Consider the following 24,655-nt stretch of genomic DNA (forward strand, 5'->3'; position numbering starts at 1 on the left):
CAGAGGCAGTCTTATAGCTGCAGTTATTTCAAGCTGCCCGACAGGAATTGCTGCAAACGCTCGCATTGCGGGTTTACCAGTACTTCACGCGGATCGCCGCTTTCTTCAACAATGCCTTTGTGCAAAAACACCAACTGGTTGGACACTTCACGGGCAAAGCCCATTTCGTGGGTCACCACAACCATGGTCCGGCCTTCGAGTGCCAGATCCTGCATCACTTTCAGCACATCACCCACCAGCTCCGGGTCGAGGGCTGAAGTCGGCTCGTCGAACAACATGACTTCAGGCTCCATCGCCAGCGCCCGGGCAATCGCCACACGCTGCTGTTCGCCACCGGACATATGCCCCGGGTAGGCGTCCTTGCGATGGGAAACACCCACTTTGTTCAGGTAATGCTCGGCCTTTTCCCGGGCCTCGGCCCTGGACATGCCCAGTACATGCACCGGTGCTTCCATGATGTTTTCCAGCGCAGTCATATGCGACCACAGATTGAAATGCTGGAACACCATCGACAGTCGCGAACGCATGCGCTGCAATTGCTTGGGATCAGCGGCCTTGAGCGCGCCGTCCTTGTTGGCAATCAGCTTGAGTTCTTCGCCATTGAGCAGGATTTTGCCGGCATGGGGCTGCTCAAGCAGGTTGATGCACCGCAAAAAGGTACTTTTGCCAGAGCCACTGGAACCGATGATGCTGATCACATCACCTGCTTTGGCGGCCAGCGAAACGCCTTTGAGCACTTCGTGACTGCCATAGCGTTTATGCAGATCTTGGACTTCAAGTTTGTACATGTTGTCGGTTCTCACAAAAACAGTCAGTCGTTGAGCAAGCGCCCGTGACGCAGAGGCTCACGCCCCGCCACTTTAGCCAGCCAGAAACCGGGTTGGGCATAACGCAGTCGCTCAACGGCAAATAATACGCCGGCCGTGCCCGCGCATACCGTACTGACCCGGTCAGATAAAGGATCAATCACTTCAAACAGCGGCTCGCCGGCTTCAACCCAGGCGCCCGCCGGACGTAAAAAGCTCACCACACCGGGGTGCGGTGCATACAACAGTTCGGTGCCTTCGAACGGCATGCCTTCGCACGCCGGGTGCTGCGCGGCCGGCCAGTCCCCGGTAATCAAACCTTGCTCGGCCAGAAACGCCAGAATGGCTTCGGCATACGCCTGGGCCTCTGGACGTCCGGTATCGGACTGCCCGCCCAGCTCCAGGGTGGTGGCCATGCACGCCAGGGGAATCTGTGCATCGGCGAACTGGCGCTGCAAGCGCAACCACGGCAACGAACAGGCTTCATCGAACGAGCTGCCGCCGGAGTCTTCGGCCAATAATCCAACCCGCATGTTCAGATGCGCGGCCAGGGAGCGCCACTGCGGCCAATGCTGGGGCAAGGCGTACATGTGCAACGCCGCCTCCGCATCGCAATGCAGGTCGAGCACGATGTCCGCATTACAGGCATGGCTCAACAGCACCCGCTGCAGGCCCTGCAACTGGCTCGCAGCAGGTGGCAATTGCTCCAGCACATCAAGCATCGCCTGACGGATCAGGCGGATATTGGCATGGGGATCATCCCCCAGACACCCTTGCAGCGCAGCTGCCACGGGGGCACTCAACTCAACGAAATCGCGGTTGAAGTTCTTGCCGCTGCCGGACTCGAAACGCCCCTGGTGGTTGCCTTGCAGCAACTGCCCCAACCCCAGCGGATTGGCCACAGGCACCAGTTCGATCACGCCGTTCAGGGCGCCCTGCAACTCAAGCTCGGTCAGGCGCTTTTTCAGTTCCCAGGCGCAACGCATGCCCGGCAGCTCATCAGCATGCAGGCTGGCCTGAATGTAGGCCTTGCGCTCGCCGGTACCGAAACGGAACACCGTCAGCTGGCGCTCGGTTCCCAGACTGCTCCACGGCAGTACATGATCGATACGCTCCATGATCAGGCCTTGCGCGGGGCCATGTAGCCCAGCCAGCGGCGCTCGGCCAGTTTGAACAGGCGCACCAGAATGAACGTCAGGCACAGGTAAAACACACCGGCGGTGATATAGGCCTCGAACGGCAGGTAGTACTGCGCGTTGACCGTGCGTGCCGCACCTGTGATGTCGATCAGCGTCACGATGGAAGCCAGGCTGGTGGTCTGCAACATCATGATCACTTCGTTGCTGTATTGCGGCAGTGCCCGGCGCATGGCCGACGGCAGCAGAATACGGCGATACATTTTGTAGCGCGACATGCCCATGGCCTTTGCTGCCTCGATCTCGCCATTGGGTGTGGCCTTGAGGCTACCGGCAATGATTTCGGCGGTGTAGGCACTGGTGTTGATGGCAAACGCCAGACAGGCACAGAAGGTCGCACTGGACAGTAGCGGCCACAGGAAACTGTCACGCACGGCCTCGAACTGAGCCAGACCGTAGTAGATCAAAAACAGCTGGACCAGCATCGGCGTACCGCGAATCACATAGGTGTACAGCCAGGCCGGAAAGTTGACCCAGGACTTCTTGGAGACCCGCATCAAACCCAGCGGCACAGCCACCAGCAAACCGAAAAACAGCGAGATGCCCAGCAGTTTAAGGGTTTCCAGCAGCCCATTCAGGTACAGCGGCATGCTGTCCCAAATGACGTTGTAGTCGAAGATCATAGATCAGCCGCCTTTACGCCTACCGAGTAGCGTTTCTCAAGTTGTCGCAGCGCCAACAGCGAAACACTGGTCAGCACCAGGTACATCGCCGCCACGGCCAGAAAGAAAGTAAAGGGTTCGCGGGTGGCATCCGCCGCCTGCTTGGCCTTGAACATCATGTCTTGCAAGCCGACCACCGAAATCAGGGCCGTCGCCTTGGTCAGTACCAGCCAGTTATTGGTGAACCCCGGAATCGCCAGGCGAATCATCTGCGGTACCAATACCCGGAAAAACACCTGAAAGCTGCTCATGCCATAAGCCATGCCCGCCTCGGCCTGACCTTTGGGGATCGCCATGAAGGCCCCACGAAAGGTTTCGGACAGGTATGCACCAAAAATAAAGCCCAGGGTGCCGATACCCGCAGCCAGAGGGTTCAAGTCAATGTAATCGTCATGGCCCAGCATCGGCGCAACGTTGTTCAGCAAATTCTGACCGCCATAGAAAATCAGCAGGATCAACACCAGATCGGGTATCCCGCGGATAACCGTTGAATACAGATCGCCCAACCAGGCCAGCCAGCGCACCGGCGACAGGCGCAAGGAAACACCGATCAGACCTAGAACAATGGCCAGGGCCATGGACGACAAGGCGAGCTGAAGCGTCAGCCAAGCGCCATCGAGGATGACAGCCCCGTAGCCTTTCAACATGATTCAGGTCCTCGAAAATTAGGATGAAAAAATGGCGCAAACTTCAGAGATCCTGTTGCTTGCGCCATTTCGGACTTACCGCTGCGACGGTTTACTTGGCTTCTGGGCCGTAAATATCGAAGTCGAAGTATTTGTCCTGGATTTGCTTGTATTTACCGTTGTCACGAAGAGCCGTGATCGCGGTGTCGATCTTGTCTTTGAGCTCTTTGTCGCCCTTGCGTACCGCGATACCCACGCCGTCACCGAAGTATTTGACGTCGGTGAATTGCGGGCCTACGAAGGCATAGCCTTTGCCAGCCGGGGTTTTCAGGAAACCGTCATTAAGCAGGGTGGCGTCGGCCACGGTGCCATCAAGGCGACCGGCTTCGATGTCCAGGTAGATTTCGTTTTGCGAGCTGTAAGGCACGACAGTTGCGCCTTTGGGTGCAAAGACTTCCTTGGCGAAACGGTCGTGAATCGAACCGCGCTGCACGCCGATTTTCTTGCCCTTGAGCTCGTCAAGGCTGTCGCTGACCACAGCACCGTCCTTCATCACCAGACGCGCCGGAGTGAGGTAGTACTTGTTGGTGAAGTCGACAGACTTTTTGCGGTCTTCGGTAATCGACATCGAGGACAGGATGGCGTCGATCTTGCGCACTTTAAGCGCCGGAATCAGGCCGTCGAATTCTTGTTCGACCCACACACACTTGACCTGCATCTGCTCGCACAGAGCATTACCGATGTCATAGTCAAAACCTACGATGCTGCCATCCGGCGCCTTGGAGGCAAACGGAGGATAAGCGGCTTCAATACCGATTTTCAGCGGTTTTTGATCAGCGAAAGCCTGCAGGGACAGCACGGACAGTGCCAGGGCGCCAAGAAGCACGAGTTTCTTCATCTTAGGACTCCATCGGTAAAGGGCAATAAATGCAGAATGAGCGTTAGCCCAAGATGCGGAGGTTAAACCGGGAATGCGGCGCCACGTCCTACTGGCGATGCACTGATATCAGCACAACGACGACGAGCGAGTGATCGGCATTCTAACGACAGGCTTCAAGCCGTTATTTCTCCAATGCGACAACAAATTACAGATGCATCGAGAAATGCGACTCCAGTCATTGACAGCTCTTCGAATTCATGCAAGAGCAAAAGACATAGAACCTATGTGAGTTGCAAATAGCGGGCCTATTATTCGCAAAGCCTTCTATTCCGGCAAGTGTAGCGTTTCATCTTATTTTTCAGGGGAGTCAAAACAGCTCTAAAACGGTGCTTTTGGTGTCGCAAGGCCCCGTTTTTGTGCGCCTGGTTACACCTGCGGTAACACTGCCCGAGGCACCCCCAACTCCGCCAGCCGCCAAATAAAAACCCCGCCGGGCAATGCCGGGCGGGGTTCGGGAGCGCAAAGAAGGTTTATGCCTGCTTCATGCTCTTGTGGGTTTCGATCAAATGCTGCACCACACCCGGGTCGGCCAGGGTGGAAATATCCCCCAGACCGTCATATTCACCGGTGGCGATCTTGCGCAGGATACGGCGCATGATTTTGCCGGATCGGGTTTTCGGCAAGCCTGGCGCCCACTGGATGACATCCGGCGAGGCAATCGGACCTATCTCTTTACGCACCCAGTTTTTCAACTCCAGACGCAGCTCTTCACTTGGCGCTTCACCGCCATTGAGGGTGACGTAGACATAAATGCCCTGCCCCTTGATGTCGTGGGGCACGCCTACAACAGCCGCCTCGGCGACTTTCGGGTGAGCCACCATCGCGCTTTCGATCTCGGCGGTCCCCATGCGATGGCCAGAAACGTTAAGCACATCGTCCACCCGGCCGGTGATCCAGTAGTAACCGTCTTCGTCGCGACGGGCCCCGTCACCCGTGAAGTACATGCCGCGGAAGGTCTTGAAGTAGGTATCGACAAAACGGTCGTGATCGCCATACAGGGTGCGTGCCTGACCCGGCCACGAATCCAGGATCACCAGGTTGCCTTCCGCCGCGCCTTCAATCAGGTTGCCCAGGTTGTCCACCAGCCCCGGCACCACACCGAAGAATGGACGCGCCGCAGAACCCGGCTTGAGCGCATGGGCTCCCGGCAGCGGGCTCATCATGCAAGCACCGGTTTCGGTCTGCCACCAGGTATCAACGATAGGGCAACGCTCTTTACCCACGGTTGTGTAGTACCAGTTCCAGGCTTCCGGGTTGATCGGCTCACCTACCGAACCCAGCAGACGCAGGCTTGAACCGTCAGCATCCTTAACCGCAGCCTGACCTTCGGCCATCATGGCGCGAATGGCCGTTGGCGCGGTGTAGAGGATGTTGACCTTGTGCTTGTCGACAATTTTCGACACCCGGGTGATGTCCGGATAGTTCGGTACGCCTTCGAACAGCACTGTGGTCGCGCCATTGGCCAGGGGGCCGTAGACGATATAGGTGTGACCGGTTACCCAGCCGACGTCAGCCGTGCACCAGTAGACCTCGCCGGGACGATAGTCGAATACGCGTTCATGGGTCAGCGCGGCATACAGCAGATAACCGCCCGTGGTGTGTTGCACCCCTTTGGGCTTGCCGGTGGAGCCGGAGGTATAAAGGATGAACAACGCTTCTTCGGCGCCCATCTCTTTTGGCGCGCAGTGGGTGGAAGCCACGGCCATCAAGTCGTGATACCAGATGTCTCGGTGCTTGTACCAGGCGATATCGCCGCCGGTACGCTTGAACACGATGATTTTCTGCACGCTCGAGGTATCAGGGTTGGTCAGTGCCACATCGACATTGGCCTTGAGCGCCGTACGCTTGCCGCCGCGCACGCCCTCGTCGGCAGTAATCACCACCTTGGACTTGCAGTCGATGATGCGTCCTGCCAGCGCCTCGGGCGAGAAGCCACCGAACACCACCGAGTGAATGGCACCGATCCGGGTACAGGCCAGCATGGCGACCACAGCTTCGGGCACCATCGGCATATAGATAGTTACTACGTCGCCACGGTGAACGTCCTGACCGCGCAACGCATTGGCGAGCTTGCACACTTCTTCGTGCAGTTCGCGGTAGGTGATGTTGCGCTGCTCGGAAGGATCATCGCCCTCCCAGATAATCGCAACCTGATCGCCGCGCTCGGCAAGGTGGCGATCCAGGCAGTTGTAGGAAACGTTAAGCGTGCCGTCGGCGAACCATTTGATATCGACATGGTGGTCGTCGAAAGAGGTCTGCTTGACGGTGGTAAACGGCTTGATCCAGTCGAGACGCTGAGCCTGCTCGCGCCAGAAGCCATCGGGATTGACCACGGACTGCTGGTACATCGCCTTGTAGGTCGCCTCATCGGTCAGCGTATTGGCTGCTACTTCAGGGCGTACGGGATACAGGGAAGCGGCACTCATGTTTCATACCTCGATGTTTGTAGTTGTTGTTTTATGACCCTGTTTTAGCCGGGCCGGGGCATGAGATCCATTCGACGTTGGTAGTAAGAAATACCCGGGAAAACCCTGATTTCTCTGCCGAAGCCTCAAGCACAGTACTTACAGCGCTTTATCCTTTGATTCAGGAATTGCCAAAAACCAAATCCGGGTCTGTTTTCGACGATTGTTGCAGAATCTGTCAACAGTCTTTATCAAAACCCCCTCTTTATGCCTGTAGCGCCCGGGCCTAAAATTGACCTCGCCAACCAAGGCACTGCGATTGATACAAGTTACAGCCCCCACGAAGGCATGTTTAATCGCTCTTAACTCATCAAGTTTTACACGCAGCCCCACAAGGGCTGTGTGATCCCACTCGACCAAAAACAGGTAATTACGAAATGAAAGCGTTGTTAGTTCTGGCCCTCAGCAGTGTGTGTTTAACCGCCCTGGCGGATGAAGCAACTATGCCCGCCGGACACCCGCAACCCGCCGTAGAACAGTACTCCTACTCTTCCGAGCTGGATATCGCCAAGGTCATCTCCATGAGCGAAATCCCCAGTGTTTGCGAAGTGGTGCCGGCCCAGATGGTCTACGAAGACTCGCAAGGCACCCAGCACATTCTTGAATACCGGGTAATGGGCAACGGCTGTTCCAACGGCTGATCCGCAACTTACAAATCCCCCGCTACTTAATTACATCCCTTGTTAACGCGATCCAACGCGGCACTTTATTGCAACTTACAGCGCTATTTATTGCGCATTGAAAAGTTGCCTGCCTGCGCCTCAATCGCCAGGAGTTAAACCCATGAAACGCGCATTAATATTGGCTTTAAGCATGTCTGTACTTGCAGGTAGCGCCTTTGCCGCTGACGGTTATGACCACACCCATTCAGCGACCTTTACTGAAGACGGCTATGACAACACCCGCTCGGCCAGCTTTGCTGAAGACGGTTACGACAGCACCCGCTCGGCCACTTTTGCCGAAGACGGCTACGATCGCACCAACGGCCATCGCCTGAGCTGACAGCGTATCGACTTGATGCCCGGTTTCGACCGGGCGTAGTCTGCCCCGCCACCGCCCCTCGCCCCATCAAAGCCACACCACATTCGTGGTCCCCGGTACACACCAGAAATACTTCCTCGCAAGCAAACCCTCGCCCAGCAACGGCCATGCTTAAGTCCAGGCCGGATTTAGGGCATTTCGTCGCATCGTACGAAAAAAAACTGGCTGAAATACCCTGTACAAAAGCCGTATACTGCCGCCATCCAAAGGGTGTTCCATACCCCTTGAGCGGGCTGTAAACCACGTAGCTCCGGCCTTCTGGGCCAGGGTGAGATGCTGAACAGACAGCATCCCCTCAGCGACAGCCGGGACAGCCCCCGAATATATTCATGTTTTTGCGTGCGTACATCGCTACTGCAGCAACATTTCTTAGATCCAAGTGGCCTATGGCCGTGTGACAACCAAACAATCAGTGTTACCACACGGGCACAGGCCCTCACGCAGGAGACGACACGTCATGCTGAGCTGGGACGAATTCGACAAAGAAGAGGAAGGTGAAGTCGCTGTCAAAGGCGCCAATGCCGGCCACGCAACCGAAGCCAACATGGACCGCCTTGACGCTGCTGGCGGCGTTGCGGCTCAGGAAGCCCGTGCAGTCACTGCTTCTGACTCCGCTGCAATCCAGCGCGCCAAGGCAGCCCTGGACAATCTCGACATCGCGGAAGGCCTGGCCGAGCTCGAAGGCGCCAGCGCCCGCGTTGCCGTCGATGAAAAGATGATGATCAACTGCCGCGCCGACCTTAACCAGCTCGTACCCTTCAAGTACGACTGGGCATGGCAGAAGTATCTGGACGGTTGCGCAAATCACTGGATGCCGCAAGAAGTCAACATGACCGCCGACATCGCCCTCTGGAAAAACCCGGAAGGCCTGACCGACGACGAACGCCGCATCGTGATGCGCAACCTGGGCTTCTTCTCCACCGCCGACTCCCTGGTTGCCAACAACCTGGTACTGGCCGTATACCGCCTGATCACCAACCCGGAATGCCGCCAGTACATCCTGCGCCAGGCGTTCGAAGAGGCGATCCACACCCACGCCTACCAGTACTGCATTGAATCCCTGGCCATGGATGAAGGCGAGATCTTCAACATGTACCACGAGATCCCGTCGGTCGCTAAAAAAGCTACCTGGGGCCTGAAGTACACCCGTTCGATCTCCGATCCGAAGTTCGAAACCGGCACCGTTGAAACCGACAAGGAACTGCTGCGCAACCTGATCGCTTACTACTGCGTCCTGGAAGGCATCTTCTTCTACTGCGGCTTCACCCAGATCCTGTCGATGGGTCGTCGCAACAAGATGACCGGCGTCGCCGAGCAGTTCCAGTACATCCTGCGCGACGAATCCATGCACCTTAACTTCGGCATCGATGTGATCAACCAGATCAAAATCGAAAACCCGCACCTGTGGGACGCTGAAATGAAGGAAGAGGCCTCGCAGATGATCCTGCAGGGTACTCAGCTGGAAATCGAATACGCACGTGACACCATGCCACGCGGTGTATTGGGCATGAACGCGGCCATGATGGAGGACTACCTCAAGTTCATCGCCAACCGCCGCCTGTCGCAAATCGGCCTGAAAGAAGAATACCCGGGCACCACTAACCCGTTCCCATGGATGAGCGAAATCATGGACTTGAAGAAAGAGAAAAACTTCTTCGAGACACGGGTTATCGAGTACCAGACTGGCGGCGCACTGAGCTGGGATTGATTCCGGTTTGGTCATACGCTGTTTAAAAGGGCTGCCGCGAGGCGGCCCTTTTTATTGGGCGCAATATTTGTCGTGCACGTATCGAAATTTTCGACTGTTACCTGTAATGCAAAACGCCTGAAAGGGGGGCTTTTCGGGTGAGAGCTCCACCCCGGAACTGATCAGAAAAACGGGTTTGATTGCCTTTAAAAACCACTGTATAAAAACACAGTATATTTTCAAGCACTGACTCAGCCCCGGAGAATCGCCATGCCCAATCCAGCCATGCACAGTACGTTGGAACGCATCATCATCAATCAATTCACCCCGCTGCACTGCACCCAGGCGCGGCAAATGCTCGACTGGAGTTTCGAGCAACTGAGTCAGAAGTCCAGGGTTTCAGTCCCCGCCATCCAGCGTTTTGAAGCCGGCGAGCCCATTCGCGATGTCACTCGACTGGCTCTGGCTTATAGCCTGGAAGCAGAAGGCCTGGTGTTCTTCCCGGGGTTCGCGCCAGGTCGCGGCGGCAACATCCGCGGCACAACCCCCGATCCGACAGGACGTGAAGACTTCGCACTGCTTGAATAAGCTTATTTGCCATTCTTGCCCGGGGTGTCCTGCATGGTTTGTACTTCCAGCCACCATGCACGCCCGGGGTGAGGCTGCAACAGGTTGAACGCCTCCCCCATTGATGGCGTTGTGATCAGAATATTGTGTTGCTCCGCCAGCGCCACGATACGGTCAAAAGGCTCATGCCAGGCATGAAAGGCCAGATCGAAGGTGCCGTTGTGGACAGGCAACAACCAGCGACCTTTCAGGTCGATATGGGCCTGCAAGGTCTGCTCGGGCTGCATGTGCACGTCAGGCCAGTCGACGTTATAGGCCCCCGTTTCCATCAGGGTCAGATCAAACGGCCCAAACTGTTCACCGATCAGTTTGAAACCGTCGAAATACCCGGAGTCACCACTGAAGAAAATCCGTACTTCGTCAATGATCATGACCCACGACACCCAGAGCGTCTGGTTGTGATCAAACAACCCGCGACCAGAAAAATGCTGGCACGGAGTAGCTATAAAACGAATGCCTGCCAGCTGTGTTTGCTGCCACCAATCCAGTTGCTGAACTTTACTGGCGGGGACTCCCCACTTGACCAGCAAGTCCCCCACTCCCAGCGGGGCCAGAAAATGCCTGGTTTTGGCGGCCAGCTGCAACACCGTCTTTTGATCAAGATGATCGTAGTGATTGTGTGACAGGATCACTGCTTCCAGGGGCGGAAGCTCATCCAGGCTGATGGGTGGCGCATGAAAACGCTTGGGGCCCGCCCACTGGAACGGCGAGGCGCGCTCGGCATACACCGGGTCGGTCAGCCAGTATTTGCCTTTGAGTTTGAGCAAGAGGGTCGAATGCCCCAACCGGTAGACACTAAAATCCGGCGCCTCCTCCAATTGCCGGCGACTCAATGAGTTGACCGGAACCGCCCCTGCCGGGCGTGTATTCGCAGGTTTATGGAAGAACATCTTCCAGAAAATCCCCAGCGTCTTGCCCAGACTGGAAGGCGGCCGTGCCTGCTGGTTGCGAAATGCTCCTTGATGACGCTCTGCGGGTTTAAGCGCCTCTGAACTGGCTGAGTCGCGTGTCATTCTTTCAAACCTCAGTAATGAATGATTATCAGGCTTGCTTTTCGAGCCGTAGAGGGTCAAACGTAACTCAGCGCAATCGGAGGCTGCATTGAAGACTCCAGAGTCACACCGACCGGCCTGCCGATACCAACGGAACCAGTATTGATGAGAACGGCCCCACACGCTGAGTTGTTATCCGGATGTGGCCAGCGTAAAAATCCACAACGCGCTACTCGCTGAATATCAAAGATCAGCAGTGCTGTCCCATGGCAAAGACGCACTCCACTATCCAGACATCTGCCGGATAACTATGGACAATCAAAAAGGCAAAGGTTTGTCGTTCGCCCGGCGAATTTATTTGCCGCGAAGCATTGGCCTGGCGATTGGCTGCTTCAGCGTGATGGCTGCCATCTACCCCCTCAACTTGCCGACCTGGGTATGGGGGCTGTTGCTGATCAACGGCTTTATCTGGCCACACCTGGCCTTTCAATTGTCTTGCCGTTCTATTTACCCGTATCGGGCCGAACGCCACAACATGCTGATTGACTCTTTGTTCGGAGGCTTCTGGGCCGCCAGCATGCAGTTCAATCCGCTGCCGACAGTGACCATCCTGTCGATGATGATCATGAACAACGTAGCCGTCGGCGGCCCCAAAATGCTGATCCGCGGGCTGCTGGCACAATTGGCCGGAGTCCTGCTGTCATGGCTGTTATTTGGCGCGGCCTTCAACCCGGACACCACGGCAATACAAATCTATGCCTGCTTGCCCATGTTGACGCTCTATCCGTTCGCCGTGGGCATGATCAGTTATCAACTGGCGACCAAACTGGCCGAGCACAAACGTACGCTGCGCGCCCTGAGCCGTACCGATAGCCTGACCGGCCTGCTCAACCACGGCTCATGGAAAGACTTGCTGCAAATCAGCTTCCAACACTGCAAGCAGACACATTCCACTGCCACCCTGGTGTTGATTGATATTGACCACTTCAAGCACATCAATGACACCCACGGACATATCGTAGGCGACGGCGTGCTGCGCGAGTTGAGCAACGAACTCAAAGATAACCTGCGCGTAGAAGACCTGGCCGGGCGTTATGGCGGTGATGAATTCTGCGTCATTTTGCCTGATCGCTCACTGGCCCAAGCGCAGGAAATCATGGAGCGATTGAGCCAGTTGTTCAGTAATTACCGGCACTGCGATGAACCTGAGTTGCGCGCAAGCTTGAGCATCGGCCTGGCAGCTTTCCGGCCCGAATATCAGGATGCTTCGATGTGGCTGAATGAAGCCGACAAAGCGTTATACATCGCCAAGAATACCGGTCGTAACAAGATCAGCCTCGGAGCCGCAGACACGCTGATGGATATAGTCTTGAGCAAGCCATAAAGCACGCAAAACAAGAGCGAGAGCCCTGTGAATACAGATAAAAACGACACTGCGCACGCCCCTGAAAAAGTTGACCACCTACGTTTTCATCGAGCCCACGCCCATCTGGAACCTACTTTCGGCAGTGACAAGTTCGCCTTGAGAGCCGAAGCCTTTGCCCGTTTTTTTGGCACGCCCACCTTTCTAGGCGCCCAGACATTGATCGTGGTGATATGGGTGTGTTTGAACCTGTTTGGCGTGACGCATTTTGATATCTACCCGTTCATCCTGCTCAATCTGGCTTTCAGCCTGCAATCGGCTTACGCCGCCCCCTTGATTTTGTTGGCGCAAACCCGCCAGGCGGCACGGGACAAGGCCCAGGCAGATGCTGACGCCCAGCACCGTGAAGCACTGGCCGTGGCCAATACCGAGCGACAAGCCGCTGCAGCGCAAACCAATGAGAAAATCATGACGTTGCTGGAGCAAAACACCCGGCTGACCGAAATGACCAAGCAACTGACCGAGCGAATTGAAAGTCTGACCTCGGAAATGCACCAGCATCTGGTGCGCAAGGCGCCTTAACTGACACAGCGGCGTACCGCGGTAATTTCAGGCAAGTCCTGACGTTGCATGTACACACGCAAAGGCTCGGTGATGTTCAGGCGGTCGTCGATATTCTGCTCCAGTAACAACTGGATCAGCTCGCGCTTGAGTGTCATGGTGTCCTGCGCCGCGGGCTGCCAGACGAACTCGCAAGCAGGCGTGATGTTGTCGTCGGCGACATCCATCCCGAAAGAATCTTCACTGAAACGAACAATGTACTGTTGAGTCTTACGATTGAAACCGACAAAACCGTAAAGTAGATCGGCGGCCTGGCAGATTAGCTGCGAAGTGATGCGCATGGTAAACCTCACTGAAGAGCCAGGAAGGCTCTAGGGTCGATGATTTACACGCAAGATTTAACACTCATCCCTCTGCCGGGGACGCTGATGACATCAAGAGTACTGCACAAATTTTCTAATACCAAGGACCTCAACAATGCCTGTTACTTTTGCCAAAAGCACTCTACTGCTGAGCTTGCTGCTAGGAATCGGTGGCGCACACGCCGCCAGCGCCCCAGACGCATCCGAAGCAGCCCTGGCCAGCGCTCATGGCATCCCGCATCCGGCAGTCATCGCCCATCGAGGGGCATCTTTCGACGCACCGGAGTCTACCGCTGCGTCCTACAAGCTTGCCCGTGACCTGGGTGCCGACTACCTGGAGATGGATCTGCAACGCAGTAAAGACGGAGTGCTGTTTGCGCTACATGACAACAGCTTGTTACGCACCACGGATGTTGCGCAAAAATTCCCCGAGCGCAAAGACAGCCCGGCCAGTGCCTTTACCCTGGCAGAGCTGAAAACCCTGGATGCCGGTAGCTGGTTCAACCAGGCCTATCCCGACCGCGCCCGCCCCGCCTATGTCGGACTGCCAATCCTGACGCTGGACGAAATTATCGATATTGCCCAGGGCAACCCGCAGCACAAGCCAGGCCTGTACATCGAAACAAAAGAGCCCAAGCAGTTTCCGGGTATTGAGCGCGACCTGAAAAACAAGCTGGGCGAACGCGGCTGGCTAAAACCGGTCGTTTCAACTGCTGACAAGGGTGCGCTTCAAACCGGTGAAGGCAAAGGCCGGGTGGTGCTGCAAACCTTTGAAAAAAGCAGCCTTGAATTACTGCAAAAAGAAATGCCCGAAACACCAAAAATCTTGCTCCTGTGGGTCGGCGAAGGCGGCATGGCAGCAAACTCCAGCGTCAGCTTTGCCGACTCGGGCGCGAAGGACAAAGCAGCCTATTACGCCAGACTTCAACCCAGGGACAAAGCCGAGTTCATGCAGTGGCTCGACTTTGCCAAGGCCAACGGTGCCATCGGCACAGGCCCGTCTGCGGCCTTGACCGCGGGAGGTGCCCAGAGCTATTTCGACCTGATTCAGCCGTGGATGAACCAGGCGACCCACGACAAAGGCATGCTGGTCCATGTCTACACCCTTGACGAGCCAGTGGACTTCAAGAAGGCCATGGATGTCGGTGTAGACGGCATCTTCACTAACCGCGCCAGCGAACTGCTCAAGTACTACCAGCGCCCCGCGACAAAGAGCGTGAACCAACTACTGGAACAGAACGGCTACTAAGAACTTGAGTAAGTGATTCAGACACAGGGCGAAAATTAAGGATTAATTAAGTTGTCATGGTTAATCTGATCCCACTTAAAGAGTTCACCCTGGAGGGATTAAACATGAAACCACTTAACCTGATGTTCGCCGCTGCCGCCCTGACCCTGACTGCCGGCCTGGCCCAGGCCGATGTACGCCCCGACCATATTCCGGGCCTGCTCAAATCGGGTGAGATCGCTTCATTTGAAAAACTCAATCAAGCGGCACTGGATAAACACCCCGGTTCGACCATTGTCGACACCGAGCTGGATCACTCCTACGGCAAACTGGTTTATGAGGTTGAACTGCGTGACGCCAAAGGCATCAAGTGGGATGTAGACCTCGATGCAAAAACCGCCGAAGTGCTGCAAGACAAACAAGATACTTGAGTCGCATAAATAAAAAGCCGCGCCCCTCGTCATGAGGGGCGCGGCTTTTTTATTACCCCTGCTCTCCTCGGACTTTCACACTCACCCAGTATGAATTTGCACGAGCTCCAGTTGTTCTGGCTAGAATCAGGTTTTTTCTGCGAGAACATTTCCCATGGGGCACAGTACGGCCGCCGATATCGCGACGATTAACCGGATCAGTGCCGTACCGGCGATTCTTCAGGTCATCACTGAAATGACCGGAATGCGCTTTGCCGCCGTTGCGCGTGTCACCCAACAAACCTGGACCGCGTGCGCGGTGCTCGACAACCTGGGTTTTGGCTTGCAGGCCGGCGGGGAACTGGATCTGATCAGTACCTTGTGCTTTGAAAGCATGACCTCACACCTGCCGATCATCATCGATCAGGCCAGCGCAGATCCGTTGTACCAACACCATGCCACACCCAAAATGTATCGCTTCGAGAGTTACATTACGATTCCGGTATTTCGCACTGACGGCACGTTCTTCGGCACCCTCTGCGCCCTGGACCCGGAACCCGCAAGGCTCAAAAACAGCGCCATACAATCGACGATGGAGTCATTTTCGCGCCTGCTTTCGCTGCAAATTGAAGCCGAAGAAAACTTGCAGCGCACAGAGATGGCACTGATCAAGGAGCGTGAAAATGCTGAATTGCGCGAGCAGTTCATTGCCGTCATAGGCCACGATTTACGCAACCCGTTATTCTCCATTACCACAGCAGCCGAACGTCTATTGCACAAACACCCCGATCCGAAGACCGAGCATCTGGTGCAACACATTCTGACCTGCGGCTATCGCGCTTCGCAGCTGGTAGAAGATGTACTGGACTTTGCCCGTGGCCGACTCGGTGGCGGAATTCCCTTGACGCTGCGCGAATGCTCCGACCTCGATCAAGTGTTGCGGCATGTCATCTCGGAAGTACAAAGCGTTCATCCCCACCGCCTGATTCAGTTACAAATAGAGCCACTGGACAGCATTCGCTGTGACAGCGGCCGTTTGGCACAACTGCTTTCCAATCTGCTGGCCAACGCCATCACCCATGGTTCTGCCACCGATCCGGTTCACGTCGAAGCCCGGATCCTAGACCGGGTCTTTAGCCTTAGCGTCACCAATCAGGGGCCGCCCATTCCGGCAGAGGTCATGCCGTACCTGTTTCAACCCTACTACCGTCCCGCCAACGACACACCACAGGCCGGGCTGGGGCTGGGCCTGTACATTGCCAGCCAGATCGCCCTGTCCCATGGCGGCCATGTCGAGGTGATTTCCAATGAACAGCAGGGTACGGTCTTTACCTTTGAATTCGAGGCGCAACCTGGCTCGTGACGGGCAGTTTTCGCCGCAACCAGGAGCCACATTGCACGGGGAGTGATTTTTTGGCGCCGACCACTGGCGCGGGCCAGCTGGCCGATATGAACTAAGTTGGAGGACGTGTAGCTCTGTTTTTCCATCTTCGAAAGGACTCGTTCATGTTGACCAGATCCGAACACAAACCTCGCCCCCTCAGTCCCACAGCAAAAATTGCCTGCCTGCTCTACAGCCTGCTCTGTTACCTGTGTTTCCTGCTGGGCTTTCTCTACTTCATAGGCTTTCTGGGCAATGTAGCCGTTCCCAAAAGTATTGATTCAGGCCCGGGAATTCCGTGGCCGCAGGCACTTCTCGTCGATGTGCTGTTGATCAGTCTGTTTGCCGTACAACATAGCGTCATGGCCCGTAAAAGCTTCAAACTCTGGTGGCAAAATTTCGTGCCTGCCCCGATTGAACGCGCTACCTATGTACTGGCTTCCAGTGCGGTTCTGGCATTGATGTGCTGGTGGTGGCAGCCGATCGACACCCTGGTCTGGAAGGTCGATTCACCCTTGGCCACCGGGCTGCTCAGTGGCCTGTTCTGGTTCGGATGGGGCCTAGTATTCCTGGCTTCCGCGTTGATCAGCCATTTTGAGCTATTCGGGATCAAGCAGGCCCTCGATACCTTGCGTAAACCCAGAGCAGTGGACAGTACCTTCAAGACCCCACTGCTCTACAAAATCGTACGCCACCCGCTGTACCTGGGCTTTTTGATCGCATTCTGGGCCACGCCCGCCATGACTGTCGGGCATCTGGTGTTTGCGCTGACCAGTACGGTTTACATCATGATTGGCTCGTACCTGGAAGAAAAAGACCTGGTCGAAATATTTGGTGAGAAATACCGCCACTATCAAAAAACCGTCGGCATGTTAGTGCCCTTTCCACATCGCAAGCCTGACCCTCAGGACTGATATGCGGATATTTTCTGTATTTGAACTGCAGATGGGTAGAAACTGACGTGATCTTCAAACGGCCACTGAACCAACGGTTCGGTGGCCCCCATTGCACTTCGACAGAACCCCAGCATGAACACCCGACTCTGTGCCTATGAAGACCTGACACCGCGCCAACTCGAGCAGTTACAGACGCTTGAAGTTCATGCTGAACAAATCGCCTACTCGGGCAACATCGAGTCAGCCTTGTATTCACTGCCGGCCGAACCCCATCCGGGGATCAAAGGTTTCGTACTCTTGGGTGATGAGCGGCCAGTGGCCTTCTTGCTGCTCAGGCGCAAGCCGCTTTTGGCCCATTGGGCTGAAGCTGATTGCGCCACCCTGCATGCATTGCAGGTCGACAAGCGAGTACAAGGCCAGGGCCTGGGCAAAGCCTGCCTGCGGCAACTGCCCCTGGCAGTCAGTCTGCTATGGCCCGAGATCCGGCAGTTGATGCTGTCTGTCAGCCCTTTCAATACCAGCGCACTGGCCTTTTACCTGAGCCAGGGCTGGGTTGAATGTGGCGAGGCATATCTGGGTGAGCGACGCCTGGTGCTCGATCTTGCCGAGGCCCACGGCACACATGCACAGGCGAGCTAGGACCGCGGCTTGACCGGCAACCAGATCTCCAACAGACCGGCACCGGTATGCGGATTGAAGTCGGCACTGTAGCGCTCGAACTCTGGAGCATCCGCGGCTTCATAGGATGATTGGGGCAGCCAGTCTTTCCAGATCGACTGAAAGGTCTGACTCAAACCGGCCAGCGAGCCACGATGCTCGAATACGGCGTACTCCTGTTCTTGCAGCTCAATCCAGCGATAGCGCTCAGGCAAGTCATCCAGCTTGCTGATGGCAACCCCGGCGATGTACTCGAAGCCGCCCTGGCCATCCGGGTTACAGCAAACGCCATAGGTTTCCTCGCCAACTTTGCAGGGGATGTTATCGCTTTCCGGCAGAAACTGTTCCCACAGCAGTGGAATCTGCTCAGCACTCTCCTGGGTAAAACGTCCGCCCAAACCGGCAATCAACTGAAAGTGACCTTTGGTAAATCGCGGGGCTGGTAAATCGAACTTCTCTGCCTGTTCCATAAGATCGTGCTCATTGAGTGAGTAGGAAACGGATCGGGTCAGTATAGGAACAAAAAACCCGGGGGTGATGACAGGTCAAAAACTTGTATCTGGACAAAAGGCCATCAGCGCCTTTATTGTCTCGCCCAGACCACCGCAGTGGTCAGCGTCGCTCGGACGGTTCCGGGCGCTTACGTACCAGAGGCACACATGGCAGACCAAGGTTCGCCGCGCCGCTTTGCGCGCATAGATCGACTCCCCCCTTATGTATTCAACATCACTGCCGAGCTGAAAATGGCGGCACGGCGCCGTGGCGAAGACATTATCGACTTCAGCATGGGCAACCCCGACGGCCCGACGCCACCGCATATTGTCGAAAAACTTTGCACCGTCGCACAGCGTGAAGACACCCACGGCTACTCAACTTCCCGCGGAATCCCACGCCTGCGCCGGGCCATTTCTCGCTGGTATGCCGACCGCTATAACGTTGAGATCGACCCCGAACACGAAGCCATTGTTACCATCGGTTCCAAGGAAGGCCTGGCGCACCTGATGCTCGCTACGCTGGATCAGGGCGACACGGTGCTGGTGCCGAACCCCAGCTACCCGATTCACATTTACGGTGCCGTGATTGCCGGCGCCCAGGTGCGCTCGGTTCCCCTGATTCCCGGCGTTGACTTCTTTGCCGAACTGGAAAAAGCCATTCGCGGCTCGATTCCAAAGCCCAAAATGATGATCCTTGGGTTCCCGTCCAACCCCACGGCCCAGTGTGTCGAACTGGACTTCTTCGAGCGCGTGGTGGCCCTGGCCAAGCAATACGATGTGCTGGTGGTTCACGACCTGGCCTATGCAGACATCGTCTACGACGGCTGGAAAGCCCCGTCGATCATGCAGGTACCGGGCGCCAAGGACATTGCGGTTGAGTTCTTCACCCTGTCAAAAAGCTACAACATGGCAGGCTGGCGTATCGGCTTTATGGTGGGCAATGCAGAGCTGGTCAACGCCCTGGCACGGATCAAGAGTTACCACGACTACGGTACTTTTACCCCGCTGCAGGTCGCGGCAATTGCTGCCCTCGAAGGCGACCAGCAATGCGTGAAGGATATTGCAGAGCAGTACCGGCAACGCCGTAACGTGCTGGTCAAAGGCTTGCATGAACTGGGATGGATGGTCGAAAACCCGAAAGCCTCGATGTATGTCTGGGCCAAGATTCCCGAGGCCTATGCACACTTGGGCTCACTGGAGTTTGCCAAGAAGCTGCTGGCGGACGCCAAGGTTTGTGTCTCACCAGGCGTAGGATTTGGTGAGTACGGGGATGATCATGTGCGCTTTGCCCTGATTGAAAACCAGGACCGCATCCGTCAGGCCTTGCGTGGTATTCGCGCGATGTTCCGGGCGGATGGCGTGAGCGCCAACTGAGGTTTCTTATCTGCGCCAGGAGCGGGCTCGCTCCTGGCGCAGCAGAAGGCTTTAAATCACCAGCGACAGCAGCAAGATAAAGATCAGGGCCACGATCGACAGAATGGTTTCCATCGCAGTCCAGGTCTTGAAGGTTTCAGCCACGGTCATGTTGAAGTACTGCTTCACCAGCCAGAAACCCGCATCGTTGACGTGGGACAAAATCAGCGAACCTGCACCTGTTGCCAGTACCAGCAGTTCCCGGTTAACCCCGGGAATCAAATCCACCACCGGCAACACAATCCCCGCCCCGGTAATAGTTGCAACAGTGGCAGAACCGGTTGCAATGCGGATCACCGCAGCCACCAGCCACGCCAGCAAGATCGGCGAGATCTGCGCGTTGACCGCCATGTGACCGATCACATCACCCACACCGCTGGCTACCAGCATCTGCTTGAAACCGCCGCCCGCACCAATGATCAGAATGATCGCTGCGGTGGGCGCCAGACTCGCGTCGAGCAACTTGAGAATGCGCTTGGAGTCGATGCCCTGGCGTGCACCAAAGGTGTACAGCGCCAACAACAAAGCCAGCAACAGGGCGCTGATCGGATGACCGATCATGTCCATCCAGACACGGAAGAAGTTGCCATCGGGCAACGCCACGTCCGCGAACGTCTTGAGCAACATCAGGAACACCGGCAACAGCACGGTGATCAGAGTAATGCTGAAGCTCGGCAGGCTGCTGGACTCAGGTTCGCTCGCCAGTTGGTCCATCAATTCCTGGGATGGTGTGCCGGGAATGTATTTGGCAATGAAAGTGCCGTAGATCGGACCGGCAATGATTGCCGTCGGCAACGCGACGATCAGGCCGTACAGAATGGTTTTGCCGATATCAGCACCGAACACGCCAATGGCCAGCAATGGCCCCGGGTGCGGCGGCACCAGGCCGTGCACTGCGGACAAACCGGCCAGCAGCGGAATGCCGATTTTTATGATCGATACTCCGGTGCGGCGCGCCACAATAAATACCAGCGGGATCAGCAATACAAAACCGATCTCGAAAAACAATGGAATCCCGACTAAAAACGCGGCAAACATCATCGCCCACTGCACCCGCTCCTTGCCGAAGGCACGGATCAGGGTACGGGCGATTTGGTCGGCACCACCGGAGTCAGCCATCATTTTGCCAAGCATGGTGCCCAGAGCCAGGATGATCCCGACAAAGCCCAGCACGCCGCCAAAACCATCCTGGAACGACTTGATGATCAGGTTGGCAGGCATGCCCGCCGTCAGGCCCAGAAACGCAGAGGCGATGATCAAGGCAATAAAGGGATGCAGCTTGAACCGGGTGATCAATACGATCAGCCCGATAATGGTCACAACTGCATCAAGCAGCAGAAAGGTATTGTGGGACATGCCTAGCATGGGGCGTCTCCTGTCTTGTTGTTATCAACTACGCAAATGCAGCCATGGCTGAGGCGGGTAGCGCTGTCTATCTGTAACAAAATCATGACGTTGCCAACAGTGATTGCTCACGCCACCAGTCACGGGTAGCGCGCGCCAGTTGGTCGATGTCCAGTTGCGCGGCATTCAATGTCAGCACCAGAGGCTCATGGACAGGTGACTCAAGCGCAGCGAACTGACTGTCGATCAGCGTCTTGGGCATGAAGTGCCCCGGACGATGGGCCACTCGATCAGCGGCAACCTCTGGCGTCAGCTCCAGGAACACAAATCCAAGACCGTCGACCGCACTGCGCAGACGCTCGCGATAACGCAATTTCAGGGCCGAACAGGTCAAGACCGGATGCTGGCCTTTGGCTACGGCACGACGCAGTTCATCGCACAGGCTGTCTAGCCAGCCGGCACGGTCGTCATCGGTCAGGGGAATACCTGCACTCATTTTTGCAATGTTGGCCGCAGGGTGAAACGCATCGCCTTCAATCGGGGTCGCGCCGTTGAGCTGGCACAACGCCTGGCTCACGCTGGACTTGCCGCAGCCGGCAACACCCATTATGACCAGGGCAGTGATAGGTTGACTCATGAAACACCTCAGTCCGTAGACAGCGCTGTCTTTGTTGCTGCGTTCAATAGTTGAAAGCAAAGCACAAAGACCAGGCTACCGACGTCTATTTCTCGTTTTTATGGGGAGACGCGGTGGCGCTCTCTACATACAAAGCTGGGGTAACTGCCCTACACGCAATCAGGCAATTGCGGGGATCCTAGGACAGCGCTACCTTAGTGACTTGTTTTTTGTTTGGCAAGCCGCCCGATGACCTCCTTTAAAAACGATAAAAACACCCGAACCACGGGTCGCCCCACCCTTAATGAAGTCGCCCGCCTTGCCGGCGTCAGCCCTATTACCGCCTCGCGGGCCTTGCGCGGGATCAGCAGTGTTGCCACCGAGCTGGCGGAAAAGGTACGCAAAGCGGCCGATGAGCTGAACTATGTGGTCAATCCGGCTGCCCGGGCGCTGGCTTCGGCGCAGAGCCATTCGGTGGTGGTGCTGGTGCCGTCATTGTCCAACCTGCTGTTTATCGACACCCTCGAAGCTATCCATGCCGTACTGCGGCCCAAGGGCTTTGAAGTGCTGATCGGCAACTTTCACTACTCACGGGACGAAGAAGAAAACCTGCTGCGCAACTACATGGCCTATCAGCCACGGGGTCTGTTATTGACAGGTTTTGATCGTTCCGAAAGCTCGCGCCGGATGATCGAAAACAGCAATGTGCCCTGCGTGTACATGATGGAACTGGACGCCGCCGAGGGCCTCAACTGCGTAGGTTTTTCACAGTTGAAGGCCGGTGAGACCGCTGCCCGGCACCTGATTTCACGGGGCCGCCGCCAACTTGCCTATATAGGTGCACAGCTTGATCAGCGCACCCTCCTGCGCGGCGAAGGCTATCGCCTGGCCTTGCAGCAGGCCGGGCTGTACAACCCCGACCTGGAAATCCTGACTCCCCGCCCCTCTTCTGTCGGCCTGGGCGGCGAGATGTTCTTGCAGTTGCTGGCCAACCATCCGCAGGTGGATGCAATATTTTTCGGCAATGACGACCTGGCGCAGGGCGCCCTGCTGGAAGCTGCACGCATCGGCATCAAAATCCCCGGACAAATTGCCATTCTGGGATTCAATGACCTTCCCTCCTCCGAGTTTATGGTGCCGCGCCTCAGCAGCATTCGTACTCCGCGAGAAGCCATTGGCCGTCATGCAGCCGAGCAGATGCTCACGTTGATGGCGGGAAACAGGGTTGCCAACCCGGTGCAGGACATGGGCTTTGACCTGATGGTGCGCGAAAGCACCTAGCCCCGATTAAGCTGGCGCAGCATAAAGCACTAATTTGTAACCATTTATGGCAACAAGGCGCTGAATTCCTCCGCCCAGGGCCTGAACTTCACAAGCAATAACCTTGGCAAGCGAACTACCCTTTCTGACTTACAGAAAAAGGAAGTTCGCCAATGCCTGAAGTCTCCTCTACCTACCCTGGCGCAACGGCCGCCCAAGCGGACGGAATCGATCCTGCCCGTGCGGCCTGGATCAGCGCACGGATTGATCGCCTGCCGGCCGTGGCCAGTGTCTGGAAATTAGTGGCACTGCTTTCAATAGGCGGTTTTTTTGAGCTTTACGACCTGTTCCAGACTGCCTATATAAGCCCGGGCCTGATTCGTGACGGTATTTTCGCTACGGGCGCACAAGGGGTGTTCGGTTTTTCTGATCAGGCTGCATTTGCCTCGGCCACTTTTCTTGGCCTGTTCCTTGGCGCCAGTATGCTCAGCCCTCTGGCCGACCGCTTCGGACGGCGCGCAATTTTCACCTTCGCCCTGATCTGGTACACCCTGGCCACGGTGTTGATGGGCATTCAGAGTTCGGCTGCAGGCATCATCTTCATGCGTTTCCTGGTGGGCATTGGTCTGGGTATCGAGCTGGTCACGATTGACGCCTACCTGTCAGAACTGGTGCCCAAGCGCATGCGCAGTTCGGCCTTCGCCTTTGCGTTTTTTATTCAGTTCTTGTCAGTGCCAGCCGTTGCATTGATGTCCTGGTGGCTGGTGCCACAGGCGCCGTTTGGCGTCTCGGGCTGGCGCTGGGTGGTGCTGGCCAGCGCCGTGTTTGCCCTGTTTATCTGGTGGTTACGCTCTAGCCTGCCTGAATCCCCGCGCTGGCTGGCGCAAAAGGGTCGCTTTGAAGAGGCCAACAGGATCCTTGATGATCTGGAAGCCCGCTGCCTGAGTGACCACAAAAAACCATTGGATACGCCCGAACCCGAACCCGTGAACCTTGAAGGTGAAGGCCGCTTTGCCGATATCTGGAAACCGCCGTATCGCCGACGCGCCATCATGCTGATCGTGTTTCACGTCTTTCAGGCCATCGGCTTCTTTGGCTTCGGCAACTGGTTGCCCGCGCTGATTTCAGGACAGGGGGTCAGCGTCACCCACAGTCTGATGTACGCCTTCATCATTACCCTGGCCTACCCCCTTGGGCCGCTGCTGTTCATGCGCTTTGCCAACCGCTTTGAAAACAAGTGGCAGATTGTTGGCTCAGCGCTTGGAGCAATGATTTTCGGTACCTTGTTCGCGTTTCAGACCAGCGCGCTGGGCCTGGTGTTCTGCGGTGTGATGATCACCTTCTGCAACGCCTGGCTGAGCTTCAGCTATCACTCTTATCAAAGCGAACTGTTCCCGACCAACATCCGGGCGCGTGCCGTCGGCTTCTGCTATTCATTCAGCCGGTTGTCAACTGTGTTCAGCAGTTTGCTGGTGGGTATTTTCCTGGAGCACTTCGGCACGCCGGGGGTATTGGCGTTTATCGTCAGCAGCATGCTGATCGTGATGATCACCATCGGCGGGTTTGGTCCGCGTACCCGTAACCTGGCACTGGAGAGCATTGCCCATCGGTAACAACGGTGAGCCGGG

General features: G+C 56.3%; 25 protein-coding genes. 14 read left to right on the forward strand and 11 right to left on the reverse strand.

The window, feature by feature from the left end:
* Positions 1 to 23: 23 nt before the first annotated feature.
* The 6 genes from JQ848_RS16865 to acs all read right to left on the reverse strand — a co-directional run bounded on the left by JQ848_RS16865 (position 24) and on the right by acs (position 6,656).
* On the reverse strand, positions 24 to 788 hold the full coding sequence (locus JQ848_RS16865) for an ABC transporter ATP-binding protein (RefSeq protein ID WP_003440860.1): 765 nt from the start codon (positions 786 to 788) through the stop codon (positions 24 to 26).
* 23 nt (positions 789 to 811) lie between these two features.
* Positions 812 to 1,924, reverse strand: a complete 1,113-nt coding sequence (locus JQ848_RS16870; RefSeq protein ID WP_202210960.1) for a succinylglutamate desuccinylase/aspartoacylase family protein — start codon at positions 1,922 to 1,924, stop codon at positions 812 to 814.
* A 2-nt stretch (positions 1,925 to 1,926) separates the two neighbouring features.
* Positions 1,927 to 2,625 carry an ABC transporter permease gene (locus JQ848_RS16875; protein ID WP_003440855.1) on the reverse strand — a complete coding sequence of 233 codons (699 nt, stop codon included), beginning with the start codon at positions 2,623 to 2,625 and terminating at the stop codon, positions 1,927 to 1,929.
* Positions 2,622 to 3,311: an ABC transporter permease gene (locus JQ848_RS16880; protein ID WP_003440853.1), complete on the reverse strand. Its 690-nt coding sequence runs from the start codon at positions 3,309 to 3,311 to the stop codon at positions 2,622 to 2,624. The genes JQ848_RS16875 and JQ848_RS16880 overlap by 4 nt, the downstream gene beginning before the upstream one ends.
* A gap of 91 nt (positions 3,312 to 3,402) precedes the next feature.
* Positions 3,403 to 4,188 carry an ABC transporter substrate-binding protein gene (locus JQ848_RS16885; protein ID WP_003440850.1) on the reverse strand — a complete coding sequence of 262 codons (786 nt, stop codon included), beginning with the start codon at positions 4,186 to 4,188 and terminating at the stop codon, positions 3,403 to 3,405.
* 512 nt (positions 4,189 to 4,700) lie between these two features.
* Entirely contained in the window at positions 4,701 to 6,656 is a 1,956-nt protein-coding gene (gene acs / locus JQ848_RS16890) for an acetate--CoA ligase (protein WP_010655912.1), read from the reverse strand.
* A gap of 416 nt (positions 6,657 to 7,072) precedes the next feature.
* On the opposite strand from acs, the gene JQ848_RS16895 reads away from it, so the two are divergent.
* The 4 genes from JQ848_RS16895 to JQ848_RS16910 all read left to right on the forward strand — a co-directional run bounded on the left by JQ848_RS16895 (position 7,073) and on the right by JQ848_RS16910 (position 10,011).
* Positions 7,073 to 7,336, forward strand: coding sequence for a DUF2790 domain-containing protein (locus JQ848_RS16895; protein ID WP_003440846.1), 264 nt, complete (start codon positions 7,073 to 7,075; stop codon positions 7,334 to 7,336).
* A 142-nt stretch (positions 7,337 to 7,478) separates the two neighbouring features.
* Positions 7,479 to 7,697, forward strand: a complete 219-nt coding sequence (locus JQ848_RS16900) for a hypothetical protein (RefSeq protein WP_003440844.1) — start codon at positions 7,479 to 7,481, stop codon at positions 7,695 to 7,697.
* 496 nt (positions 7,698 to 8,193) lie between these two features.
* Complete coding sequence (locus tag JQ848_RS16905; protein WP_003440841.1) at positions 8,194 to 9,444, forward strand: ribonucleotide-diphosphate reductase subunit beta; 1,251 nt, start codon at positions 8,194 to 8,196, stop codon at positions 9,442 to 9,444.
* A gap of 249 nt (positions 9,445 to 9,693) precedes the next feature.
* Positions 9,694 to 10,011, forward strand: coding sequence for a helix-turn-helix domain-containing protein (locus JQ848_RS16910; protein ID WP_003440839.1), 318 nt, complete (start codon positions 9,694 to 9,696; stop codon positions 10,009 to 10,011).
* 2 nt (positions 10,012 to 10,013) lie between these two features.
* On the opposite strand, the gene JQ848_RS16915 is transcribed toward JQ848_RS16910, so the two are convergent.
* Entirely contained in the window at positions 10,014 to 11,063 is a 1,050-nt protein-coding gene (locus JQ848_RS16915; RefSeq protein ID WP_010655913.1) for an MBL fold metallo-hydrolase, read from the reverse strand.
* Between the two features lie 289 nt (positions 11,064 to 11,352).
* Between JQ848_RS16915 and JQ848_RS16920 the strand changes: the two genes are divergently transcribed.
* Both JQ848_RS16920 and JQ848_RS16925 read left to right on the forward strand, forming a co-directional pair.
* The gene (locus JQ848_RS16920) at positions 11,353 to 12,426 is read left to right on the forward strand and encodes a diguanylate cyclase (protein WP_202210961.1); all 1,074 of its coding nucleotides are present in this window, start codon (positions 11,353 to 11,355) and stop codon (positions 12,424 to 12,426) included.
* A 27-nt stretch (positions 12,427 to 12,453) separates the two neighbouring features.
* Complete coding sequence (locus JQ848_RS16925) at positions 12,454 to 12,987, forward strand: DUF1003 domain-containing protein (protein WP_010655915.1); 534 nt, start codon at positions 12,454 to 12,456, stop codon at positions 12,985 to 12,987.
* Here the strand turns inward: JQ848_RS16925 and JQ848_RS16930 are convergent.
* Positions 12,984 to 13,307: a DUF2025 family protein gene (locus JQ848_RS16930; RefSeq protein ID WP_003440813.1), complete on the reverse strand. Its 324-nt coding sequence runs from the start codon at positions 13,305 to 13,307 to the stop codon at positions 12,984 to 12,986. The genes JQ848_RS16925 and JQ848_RS16930 overlap by 4 nt on opposite strands.
* Before the next feature lie 136 nt (positions 13,308 to 13,443).
* On the opposite strand from JQ848_RS16930, the gene JQ848_RS16935 reads away from it, so the two are divergent.
* From JQ848_RS16935 to JQ848_RS16955, 5 genes are all read left to right on the forward strand, one after another.
* Positions 13,444 to 14,577: a glycerophosphodiester phosphodiesterase gene (locus JQ848_RS16935; protein WP_202210962.1), complete on the forward strand. Its 1,134-nt coding sequence runs from the start codon at positions 13,444 to 13,446 to the stop codon at positions 14,575 to 14,577.
* 104 nt (positions 14,578 to 14,681) lie between these two features.
* A complete protein-coding gene (locus JQ848_RS16940) occupies positions 14,682 to 14,987 on the forward strand; it encodes a PepSY domain-containing protein (protein ID WP_003440805.1) in 306 nt (101 codons plus the stop codon).
* Positions 14,988 to 15,141: 154 nt separating this feature from the next.
* Positions 15,142 to 16,329, forward strand: coding sequence for a GAF domain-containing sensor histidine kinase (locus JQ848_RS16945; RefSeq protein WP_202210963.1), 1,188 nt, complete (start codon positions 15,142 to 15,144; stop codon positions 16,327 to 16,329).
* A 143-nt stretch (positions 16,330 to 16,472) separates the two neighbouring features.
* The gene (gene mddA, locus JQ848_RS16950) at positions 16,473 to 17,261 is read left to right on the forward strand and encodes a methanethiol S-methyltransferase (protein ID WP_202210964.1); all 789 of its coding nucleotides are present in this window, start codon (positions 16,473 to 16,475) and stop codon (positions 17,259 to 17,261) included.
* Between the two features lie 114 nt (positions 17,262 to 17,375).
* Positions 17,376 to 17,882 carry a GNAT family N-acetyltransferase gene (locus JQ848_RS16955; RefSeq protein ID WP_003440796.1) on the forward strand — a complete coding sequence of 169 codons (507 nt, stop codon included), beginning with the start codon at positions 17,376 to 17,378 and terminating at the stop codon, positions 17,880 to 17,882.
* Here JQ848_RS16955 and JQ848_RS16960 read toward each other — a convergent pair.
* Positions 17,879 to 18,370 carry a GyrI-like domain-containing protein gene (locus tag JQ848_RS16960; RefSeq protein ID WP_003440794.1) on the reverse strand — a complete coding sequence of 164 codons (492 nt, stop codon included), beginning with the start codon at positions 18,368 to 18,370 and terminating at the stop codon, positions 17,879 to 17,881. The two genes, JQ848_RS16955 and JQ848_RS16960, sit on opposite strands and share 4 nt — an antisense overlap.
* A 189-nt stretch (positions 18,371 to 18,559) precedes the next feature.
* Here JQ848_RS16960 and alaC point away from each other — a divergent pair, with 189 nt between their 5' ends.
* Positions 18,560 to 19,768 carry an alanine transaminase gene (gene alaC, locus JQ848_RS16965; protein ID WP_010655918.1) on the forward strand — a complete coding sequence of 403 codons (1,209 nt, stop codon included), beginning with the start codon at positions 18,560 to 18,562 and terminating at the stop codon, positions 19,766 to 19,768.
* A gap of 51 nt (positions 19,769 to 19,819) precedes the next feature.
* Here the strand turns inward: alaC and JQ848_RS16970 are convergent, their stop codons facing one another.
* The gene (locus JQ848_RS16970) at positions 19,820 to 21,172 is read right to left on the reverse strand and encodes a GntP family permease (protein ID WP_003440786.1); all 1,353 of its coding nucleotides are present in this window, start codon (positions 21,170 to 21,172) and stop codon (positions 19,820 to 19,822) included.
* Positions 21,173 to 21,254: 82 nt separating this feature from the next.
* Positions 21,255 to 21,788, reverse strand: coding sequence for a gluconokinase (locus tag JQ848_RS16975; protein ID WP_003440780.1), 534 nt, complete (start codon positions 21,786 to 21,788; stop codon positions 21,255 to 21,257).
* Positions 21,789 to 22,016: 228 nt separating this feature from the next.
* Here JQ848_RS16975 and gntR point away from each other — a divergent pair, with 228 nt between their 5' ends.
* Positions 22,017 to 23,048 (forward strand): HTH-type transcriptional regulator GntR, encoded by a 1,032-nt coding sequence (gntR, locus tag JQ848_RS16980; RefSeq protein WP_003440777.1) that lies wholly within the window; start codon positions 22,017 to 22,019, stop codon positions 23,046 to 23,048.
* A 152-nt stretch (positions 23,049 to 23,200) separates the two neighbouring features.
* Positions 23,201 to 24,640: an MFS transporter gene (locus JQ848_RS16985; RefSeq protein WP_127195971.1), complete on the forward strand. Its 1,440-nt coding sequence runs from the start codon at positions 23,201 to 23,203 to the stop codon at positions 24,638 to 24,640.
* The last annotated feature ends 15 nt before the right edge of the window (positions 24,641 to 24,655 follow it).

Source organism: Pseudomonas paraversuta (genome assembly GCF_904067025.1).
GTDB classification, from domain to species: Bacteria; Pseudomonadota; Gammaproteobacteria; order Pseudomonadales; family Pseudomonadaceae; genus Aquipseudomonas; species Aquipseudomonas paraversuta.